Annotated in this window: 9 protein-coding genes; 6 read left to right on the top strand and 3 right to left on the bottom strand. The window is 70.2% G+C overall.

Annotation, left to right across the window (positions count from 1 at the left end; all coding sequences use genetic code 11):
* Positions 1–292, top strand: a 292-nt coding sequence (locus JWR86_RS12415; RefSeq protein ID WP_299565837.1) for a 2-oxo acid dehydrogenase subunit E2, incomplete at its 5' end; no start/stop codon positions are given.
* A gap of 229 nt (positions 293–521) precedes the next feature.
* A complete protein-coding gene (gene lpdA, locus JWR86_RS12410; protein ID WP_299565833.1) occupies positions 522–1,925 on the top strand; it encodes a dihydrolipoyl dehydrogenase in 1,404 nt (467 codons plus the stop codon).
* A 32-nt stretch (positions 1,926–1,957) separates the two neighbouring features.
* Here lpdA and JWR86_RS12405 read toward each other — a convergent pair whose 3' ends face one another.
* Positions 1,958–3,079, bottom strand: coding sequence for a GTP-binding protein (locus tag JWR86_RS12405; protein ID WP_299565830.1), 1,122 nt, complete (start codon positions 3,077–3,079; stop codon positions 1,958–1,960).
* On the bottom strand, positions 3,072–4,499 hold the full coding sequence (locus JWR86_RS12400; RefSeq protein WP_299565827.1) for a D-alanyl-D-alanine carboxypeptidase family protein: 1,428 nt from the start codon (positions 4,497–4,499) through the stop codon (positions 3,072–3,074). The genes JWR86_RS12405 and JWR86_RS12400 overlap by 8 nt, the downstream gene beginning before the upstream one ends.
* A gap of 198 nt (positions 4,500–4,697) precedes the next feature.
* Here JWR86_RS12400 and JWR86_RS12395 point away from each other — a divergent pair, with 198 nt between their 5' ends.
* From JWR86_RS12395 to JWR86_RS12385, 3 genes are all read left to right on the top strand, one after another.
* A complete protein-coding gene (locus JWR86_RS12395; protein ID WP_299565824.1) occupies positions 4,698–5,606 on the top strand; it encodes an EamA family transporter in 909 nt (302 codons plus the stop codon).
* 88 nt (positions 5,607–5,694) lie between these two features.
* A complete protein-coding gene (locus JWR86_RS12390) occupies positions 5,695–6,861 on the top strand; it encodes an acetyl-CoA acetyltransferase (protein WP_299565821.1) in 1,167 nt (388 codons plus the stop codon).
* A 17-nt stretch (positions 6,862–6,878) separates the two neighbouring features.
* Positions 6,879–8,090, top strand: a complete 1,212-nt coding sequence (locus JWR86_RS12385; RefSeq protein ID WP_299565818.1) for an MFS transporter — start codon at positions 6,879–6,881, stop codon at positions 8,088–8,090.
* Here the strand turns inward: JWR86_RS12385 and JWR86_RS12380 are convergent.
* A complete protein-coding gene (locus JWR86_RS12380; RefSeq protein ID WP_299565815.1) occupies positions 8,065–8,331 on the bottom strand; it encodes a BolA family protein in 267 nt (88 codons plus the stop codon). The genes JWR86_RS12385 and JWR86_RS12380 overlap by 26 nt on opposite strands.
* A 76-nt stretch (positions 8,332–8,407) precedes the next feature.
* On the opposite strand from JWR86_RS12380, the gene JWR86_RS12375 reads away from it, so the two are divergent.
* Positions 8,408–9,022 carry a DnaJ domain-containing protein gene (locus JWR86_RS12375; protein ID WP_299565811.1) on the top strand — a complete coding sequence of 205 codons (615 nt, stop codon included), beginning with the start codon at positions 8,408–8,410 and terminating at the stop codon, positions 9,020–9,022.
* Positions 9,023–9,108: the final 86 nt, after the last annotated feature.

Here is a 9,108-nt window from a genome sequence, read left to right as displayed (position 1 = left end):
TCAGCTCAAGATCGACGAGATGCAGGGCGGCACCTTCACGATCACCAACGGCGGCATCTACGGCTCGCTGATGTCGACGCCGATCCTGAACGCGCCGCAATCGGCCATCCTGGGCATGCACCGCATCGAGGAGCGGCCGGTGGTGCGCGGCGGCCAGGTCGTGGCCCGCCCCATGATGTACCTGGCCTTGTCCTATGATCACAGGATCGTCGACGGCAAGGAAGCCGTGACCTTCCTGGTCCGCGTCAAGGAGGCGCTCGAGGACCCGGCCAGGCTGATCCTCGACCTCTAAGTCTCGGCGGGCGGGCGCGCGTGCGTCCGCCCTGCTGCTGCCCGTCTCCGGCCCGGATCGTGCGCCGCGCCTCCGGCCGAGGGGGCGGCGAGGGGTGGCGGTCCGGGCTGGGCCATTCTAGGTGGCTGCGGCATGTTTTGGTGCTTGTCCCGGCCATCGTGATGGGGCCAGCGCTCCGTCGATCGGGACGCCCGGGAGAGCCGGGCCTGACAGACCAGGGTAAGATTTCATGTCCTACGATCTCGTCGTCATCGGCACCGGCCCGGGCGGCTATGTCTGCGCCATCCGGGCGGCCCAGCTCGGGCTCAAGACGGCTGTTGTCGAGAAGCGGGCCACGCATGGCGGCACCTGCCTGAATGTCGGCTGCATCCCGTCCAAGGCGCTGCTGCACGCTTCCGAACTCTTTGCCGAAGCCCGCGACCACTTTGCCGATCTGGGCATCGGCGTCGGCACCCCGACGCTCGATCTCGCCAAGATGATGAGCTTCAAGGACGAGGGCGTCGCCGGCAACGTCAAGGGCGTCGAGTTCCTCCTGAAGAAGAACAAGATCGACAGCTTCCGGGGCACCGGGCGCGTCGTCGCCGGCCCCCGGGTCGAGGTGACGGCCGAGGATGGCAGCCAGCAGGTGCTGGAGACCAAGGCGGTCGTGATCGCGTCCGGCTCGGCCGTCGCGCCCTTGCGGGGCGTCGAGTTCGACGGCGAGGTCGTGATCTCCTCGGACCAGGCCATCGCCCTGCGGGCCGTGCCCAAGAAGCTGGTCGTGGTCGGCGCCGGCGTGATCGGGCTCGAGCTCGGCTCCGTGTGGCGCCGTCTCGGGGCCGAGGTCACCGTGGTCGAATATCTGGACCGCATCCTGCCCGGCATCGACGCCGAGGTTGCCAAGCAGTTCAGCCGCATTCTGGGCAAGCAGGGCTTCTCGTTCAAGCTCGCCACCAAGGTCACCAAGGTCGAGCGCAAGGGCGCGGGCGCCGTGGTCACCCTCGAGCCGGCGCAGGGCGGCGGTGCCGCCTCGACGCTGGAGGCCGACATCGTGCTGGTCGCGACCGGCCGCGTTCCCTTCACGGACGGGCTCGGGCTGGCGGAGCTCGGGGTCGCGCTCGATCCGCGCGGGCGCGTGATCGTCGACCCGCATTTTGCCACCAACGTGGCGGGCGTGCACGCCATCGGCGACGTGATCGCCGGGCCGATGCTGGCCCACAAGGCCGAGGACGAGGGCGTCGCCGTCGCCGAGATCCTGGCCGGCAAGGCGGGCCATGTGAACTACGATGTGATCCCGTCGGTCGTGTACACGAACCCCGAGGTCGCAGCCGTCGGCAAGACCGAGGAAGAGCTCAAGGAGGCCGGGGTCGCCTACCTGGTGGGCAAGTTCCCGTTCACGGCCAACGGCCGGGCCAAGGCCAACGGCACCACGGACGGCTTCGTGAAGGTCCTGGCCGATGCGGCGAGCGACCGCGTGCTCGGCGTGCATATCGTGGGCGCGCATGCGGGCGACCTCATCGCCGAGGCGGCGCTGGCGATGGAGTTCGGCGCCTCCTCGGAGGACATCGCCCGGACCTGCCACGCCCATCCGACGCTGGCCGAGGCCGTCAAGGAGGCGGCCCTCGCCGTCGAGAAGCGCGCCATTCACATGTGAGGGGCGGCCCCGGCGCCCCGGCGCCGCAGGGCTCAGCGCGCCAGCGTGGCGGGCGCGAGCGGGTTGTCGGTCAGCGCGGCGGCGTCCGGCTCATCAAGCGACGGCTGGCCGATGAAGGCCCGCCACAGGCGTTCAACCGCGCCCTCCGGGACGTCCTCGACAATAAACACGATGCGGGTGCGCCGGTCCGCGTCGGGCCAGCCCGGCAGCAGCGCCGGGACGTGCAGCACGTGCTGCACGCCCTGGATCACCAGCGGGCGCGACGGGTCGTGCTGGAGCGCGACCAGCCCCTTCAGCCGCAGGATTCCGGGGCCGTACTGACCCCGGACGATGTCTAGAAAGGTGTCGAGCGCCCCCTGGCCGATGGGCGTCTCGCTCGTCAGCACAAAGGAGCGGATGCGCTCGCCGTGCCGGCTGACGTTGTGGTGATGGTGGTGGTGGTGCCCGGCCTCGACCTGCTCGGCCCGGAGCCAGCCGGCGACGTCGTCGATTTTCCCCGCGGCATCGAACAGCCCCCCGGCCAACACCGCGGCGGCGGCCACGCGGCCCTGGACGGCCGGGATGACGGGTGCCCCGGGATTGAGCTGGCGAAGCCGCGACGTCAGCGCGCCGGCGTCGGTCTGCGCGAGATCGCTCTTGGACAGCACAATGCGGTCCGCCACCGCGACCTGCCGGCGCGCTTCCTCGTGCCGGTCGAGCGTGTCCTGCCCGTGCAACGCGTCAACCACCGTCACGACGCCGGCCACCGCGTAACGCAGCGACAGGTACGGGTGGTACAGCACGGCCGACAGAACCGGCGCCGGATCCGCAAGGCCCGTGGTCTCGATCACCACGCGGCGAAAGGCCGGAATGCGGCCGTTGTCGCGCTTGCGCAGAAGGTCTTCCAGCGTCCGAACCAGATCGCCCCGGACGGTGCAGCACAGGCATCCCGCCGACAGGAGGACGAGCCCGTCCTCCACCGTCTCCACCAGCAGGTGATCGAGGCCGATTTCGCCGAACTCGTTCACGATCACGACCGTGTCGGCGAGGTCCGGATCCGCCAAGAGACCGTTCAGCAGCGTCGTCTTGCCGGCTCCCAGGAAGCCGGTCAGGACCGTGAGCGGAATGGGTGGCTGCGGACCCGCCGGCCGCGCCGCGGAGCCCGGGCTACTCACGCGTGGCAGGCTTGCTGCGGGCGACCGCCGTCTTCGGCTTGTCGGCCTTGGCCTCGGCCGCCTTGAGCTTCGGCTTCGCCCTGGCCTTCGCCGCAGCCGTGTTCGCGCCCGGGTTCAGGCCCTCGGGCTTCGCAGTCGGTTTGGCCGTGATGGCGCCGAGCTTCGGCTTCGCGGCCGCTCCAGCCGCCTTGGGCTTGGCCAGGCCGATGCCGGCCGCGATCGGGGCTGGCTCCGATGACGTGAAGGCGATCGCGGCCGGCCCGGGCGCGGTGCGGCCGGCCGGCTTGGCCCGGTCCTTCTGGCCGGCCACCCGCGTGACCCGGCGGCCGCGGCCGCCCTTGAGCTGACCGTCCTCGTTCGCAACCGCGCCCGGGGAGGCGCCGAGCCAGACCGGGATCGGCTCGAACGCCACCCGCGGCCCGAGGTCGCGGCGGCTGCCGAGCGCGGCCGTCCCGGCCGGGCCAAGGCCGAGCGCGGACCCCGAGAACAGACTCGCGATGGGATTTTCGGCGTTGCCGGAGGCGGCGGCCCGCAGCGCGAGCTGCTGCTCGTCGTCTTCGCGCGGCTGCTTGCGCTTGGGTCCGCAGATCACCGGCCGCATGTCCGGAGCCGTCATGGACGCCGAGGGCGGCAGGCTGTCCACGGTCTGGGCGCTCCAGCCGGCGGAGGAGAAGCCCGCATCGAACAGGTCGGCTGTGCGCAGGTCGCGCTCCTTGGAGGACGGATAGCCCATCACGACGGCGATCAGCCGCCGGCCGTTGCGGGTCGAGGTCGCCACCACGTTGAAGCCGCCCGAGCAGATGAAGCCGGTCTTCATGCCGTCCGCGCCCGGGTAGCGGCCCAGCAGGCCGTTATGGTTGCGCATCACGGTCTGGCCGAGCTTCACGGCGCCGATTCGGAACAGGCCGTCATGTTCCGGGAAGCGGGTCACGAGCGCGCGCGCCAGGAGAGCCATGTCGCGGGCAGAGGTCTGCTGCCGGAAATCCGGCAGTCCGGACGGGTTGGTCCAGCGGCTTTCGTGCATGCCGAGCCGCTGCGAGGCTGCGTTCATCATCTCGGCGAAGCCCTCGACGGTGCCGCCACCGAGATTCTCGCCGATCATGTGGGCGACGTCGTTGGCCGACTTCACCATGATGACCTTGATGGCGTTCTCGAGCGTCATCGTCTGGCCGGGCCGCAGCCCGAGCTTTGAGGGCGGCTGGCTCGCCGCCGTCTCCGACATCGTCAGCAGGCTGTTCATCGCGATGCGGCCCTGCTGCACCTGCTCCAGCGCAACATAGACCGTCATCAGCTTGGTGATGGAGGCCGGGTACCAGGGATCCGTGGCCCGCTCAGCGAACAGGACACGGCCCGAGGCTGCGTCCACCACGAGGCCAGGGGTCTGGGCGACGGCCGCGCCGGCGGCAACAACCCACGCCAACCCGGCGCTCGCGAGAAAAGCGGCACGTCTCGCAGCCATGCGTCTCAGCTCCGGTGAAGATCGGCGCATGCGCCGGCGCAACCCGTCGTTGCGCAGCCCCAATGCAGGGCAGCCCGCCTGCCCTTGTTGGAGGCTACCTATCGGCCCATACGTGGCGACAGCATGGCATAGCACCAAACAGCGTTTCAGGCGACCGACATGGACGTGGGTTGGCTCTGGATCCCGGCGACGCTGATCGCCTGCGCCGGGCAGGTCGCCCGCAACACGATGCAGAGGGGCCTGACCGAGGAACTCGGCACGGTCGGGGCGACGCAGGTCCGCTTCGTCTACGGCCTGCCTTTTGCCCTGTTGTTTCTCGCGGTGCTGCTGCCCGTCACCGGGGAGGCGCTGCCGCGGCCGGGACCCGGCTTCACGGCCTTTCTCCTGCTGGGCGCAGTGTCGCAGATCCTGGCCACGGCCCTGATGCTGGCCGCGATGCGGCTCAGGTCGTTTTCCGTCGTGACCGCCGTGCTCAAGGCCGAGGTCATCCAGATCGCGGTGTTCGGCTTCGTGGTTCTCGGCGACCGTCTCTCTGTGGCCGCCGTGCTGGCCGTCGTCACGGCGACGGCAGGCGTGGTCGCCGTCTCCTGGACGCCCCGTACGGTTGGGGACATGGCCCAGGGCGGCGGCCGGGCCATTGCGTTGGGGCTTCTGGGGGGGGCGCTCTTCGCCTTCGCGGCGGTCGGATTTCGGGGCGCCATTCTGGCCTTCGAGACCGGATCGTTCCTCGCCCGGTCGGCTGCGGTGCTGGCCTGGGGCCTCGCCATCCAGACCGCATTGCTCGGGGCTTGGCTCGCGGCTTTCAACCGGGCGGCGCTGCTGGGCGGCCTTCGGCACTGGCGCCGTTCCCTGACGGCGGGGTGCCTGGGCGCCGGAACCTCGCTGTTCTGGTTCATCGGCTTCGCGCTGACCGCGGCCGCCAACGTCCGGACCCTGGGCTTGGTCGAGGTGGTGCTGGCCCAGTTCGTGTCCCGCCGGGTTCTGCGCGAGGGAACGGCGCCGCGCGAACTCGCCGGCATGGCCCTGATCGGGCTGGGTGTCCTCCTCCTCCTCACCAGCGCCGGCTGAGCCGCGCACCGGGGAGGCATGCCGCAGCCGCGCTTGTCCGGGCCGGACGCCCGGCGCATATGGGGCAAAAGGGTAGGAGAGAGACGCCATGCAACCCGCGATCGTCGGTTGGGCCCACACCCCGTTCGGAAAACACGACGCCGAGACGGTCGAGAGCCTGGTGGTCCGCGTGACGCGCGAGGCGCTCGACCATGCCGGTCTCGGTCCGGACGATGTCGACGAGATCGTGCTCGGGCATTTCAATGCCGGCTTCTCCCCGCAGGATTTCACCGCCTCCCTGGTCCTCCAGGCGGATGACGGTTTCCGCTTCAAGCCTGCCACCCGCGTCGAGAATGCCTGTGCGACCGGCTCGGCTGCCGTGCATCACGCGCTGAACACCATTCAGGCGAAACAGGCCCGGATCGTGCTCGTGGTCGGGGTCGAGCAGATGACCCGGACGCCTTCTGCCGAGATCGGCCGCAACCTCCTCCGGGCCTCCTACCTGGCCGAAGAGGGCGCCACCGAGGGCGGCTTCGCGGGCGTGTTCGGCACCATCGCCCAGAGCTATTTCCAGCGCCACGGCGACCAGTCCGACGCGCTGGCCATGATCGCGGCCAAGAACCACCGCAACGGCGTCAGCAATCCCTACGCGCAGATGCGCAAGGACCTCGGCTTCGCCTTTTGCCGGGCGGAATCGGACAAGAACCCGTTCGTGGCCGGCCCGCTGAAGCGGACCGATTGCTCGCTCGTGTCGGACGGGGCCGCCGCGCTCGTCATTGCCGATGCCGAAACGGCCGAACGCATGAACCGCGCGGTGGCCTTCCGGGCCCGCGCCCACGCCCAGGACTTCCTGCCCCTGTCGAAGCGCGACATCCTGCGTTTCGAGGGCTGCGCGGTGGCCTGGAAACGGGCGCTCGAACAGGCCCGCATCGGTCTCGACGACCTCTCCTTCGTCGAGACGCACGACTGTTTCACCATCGCCGAGCTGATCGAATACGAGGCCATGGGCCTGGTGCCGGAAGGGCAGGGCGCCCGCGCCATCCGCGAGGGCTGGACGGAGAAGGGCGGGCGCCTGCCCGTGAACCCGTCCGGCGGCCTGAAGTCGAAGGGCCATCCCGTCGGCGCAACCGGCGTGTCGATGCACGCACTCTCCGCCATGCAGCTCTGCGGCGAGGCGGGAGGCATCCAGGTCGAGGGGGCCGAACTGGCCGGCATCTTCAACATGGGCGGAGCGGCGGTCGCGAATTACGTGTCCGTGCTCGAACGCGTCCGCTAGGAGAGCGTCTGCCGCACGTGCCGCTCTTTCTCGCGCTGCTGCTCGCCTACACGCTCAGCCAGTTCTACCGCTCGTTCCTGGCCGTGGTCGCCGGCGATCTTGGCCGGGACCTGTCGCTCGGACCGGCTGAACTCGGCGACCTGTCGGCGGCCTGGTTCGTGGCCTTCGCGGCCGCGCAATTTGCCGTGGGCTACGGGCTCGACCGCTATGGGCCGCGCATCTCGCTCACTGTCGGGCTTGCCGTGACGGTGGCCGGCGCAGCCGCGCTCGGCGTGGCACAGGGCTATGCCGGGGCCATCGCGGCCATGGCCCTGATCGGGATCGGCTGCTCGCCGATCTACATGGCCGGCATGTATGTGTTCGGCCGCCTGTATCGGCCGGAGCGGTTCGCCCTTGCCTCGACGGTGCTGCTGGGGCTCGGCTCGGTCGGCAATCTGCTGGGCGCCCGCCCGCTCGTCTGGGCCGCGGCGACCTTCGGCTGGCGGGCCTCGTTCCTGGCCATCGCGGCCGTCACAGGGCTGGTCGCCGTGGTGGTCTGGGCGGTGGTGCGCGACCCGCCGCCCGTGCCGGCCGGAACCGACGACCGCTCCCTGCTCGGCGGGCTGAAGACCATCGGCAGCATCCGGGCGCTCTGGCTGCTGCTGCCCCTCACGGCCACGAGCTATGCGGTCGTGATTGCGACGCGAGCGCTGTGGATCGGCCCCTATATGGGCTCCGTGCAGCAGCTCGATGCCAACGGCATCGGCGATGCCGCCCTGGCCATGGCGGTCGGCATGTCGGTGGGGGCGCTGCTGCTCGGGCCGCTGGAGGTGCGTTTCGGCGCCAGGGTCATCACGGCTGCCGGCAGCGGAATCGCCATGCTGGGCTTCTTCGGGCTGGCTCTGCTCGGTCCGGGCCATGCCCTGGCGGCAACCGCCCTTCTGGCCATCGTCGGCGGTTTCGGCACGACCTATGCCATCCTCATGGGGCATGCGCGCCGCTTCATGCCGGTGGGGCTGCTGGGCCGCGGCATCACCTTCATGAACTTCGCCTTCATCGGCGGGGCCGGACTGGTGCAGTGGGTATCAGGCCGTTTCGTGAAGGCGGAGCTGGCGCTCGGCACCAGCGCCACGGCGGCCTACGGCCAGCTCTTCGCCGCCTTCGGGGCGGTTCTGGCCGTCTCGCTGCTGATCTACGCCTTCGCGCCCGAGCGGCCGGCGGAGGCTACTCGTCCGGTGCCCGGGCCTTGATGGCCAGGGCATGGAGGCCGCGGCCGAACGCCTCGGCCAGGGCCGCGTTGATCAGGCGGTGCCGCTCGACGCGGCTCTTGCCGACGAAGGCGGCCGACACGACATCGATCCTGAAATGGGTTTCGCCCCCCTCACGCCAGCCGCTATGGCCGGCATGCTGAGAGGATTCGTCCTCGACCGAGAGTGACGCGGGTGCAAACTCGCGGCTCAGCCTCTCGGCAATCCAGTCTCTTAACGTCACCCGAACGCTCCTCGCGTTTCATCTTGGCCGGGCAGGCTTGCCCGACCCGGACCTGACCACCCATAATCGACCCGACATGGATCTCAATTCGCCCTTCTTCGACCGCATCCGGATCAAGCCGGCCGCTGACGAGCCGCGCCGCCGGGCCGAGCCTGGCTGCGATCATCCGGGATGCCGCGGGCTGGGCCTCCACCGGGCCCCCAAGGGGCGCGGCAACGAGGGGCAGTACTGGCGCTACTGCCTGGAGCACGTGCGCGAATACAACAAGACCTACAACTACTTCGCCGGCATGCCCGACGACGCGGTGATGGCCTATCAGAAGGATGCCACCATCGGGCACCGTCCGACCTGGGACATGGGCGTGAACGGCAGCCGGCGTCGCAAGGACGGCGCGCCGTCGCCGACCGAGTTCGACTATCTCGACCCGCTCGGCATCCTCCGGTCGGGCCGCCCGTCGCATGCGCGCCGCGCCCCGGAGCCGGAGCGGACGCGGCGGCCGGGCCTGGTGATTAAGGCGCTGGAGACGCTGGGCCTCGAGGAAAATGCCGATGCCCCGACCATCAAGGCGCAGTACAAGGCCCTGGTGAAGCGTTTCCATCCGGACGCTCACGGCGGCGACCGCTCCTTCGAGGACCGGCTGCGCGACATCATCCGGGCGCACGACACACTGAAAGCCGCCGGCCTATGCTGATGCGAGTCCGCGTCAGTCTGGGCTTGCGGCAAATTGCACGGCCGGAGGGGCGGGGCTAAGACGGTTGCGGCCGCGAGGCCGCCGAC

The organism is Enterovirga sp. (assembly GCF_028290205.1).
Lineage (GTDB): Bacteria > Pseudomonadota > Alphaproteobacteria > Rhizobiales > Beijerinckiaceae > Enterovirga.
This window is presented reverse-complemented; position numbering and strand designations above follow the sequence as displayed.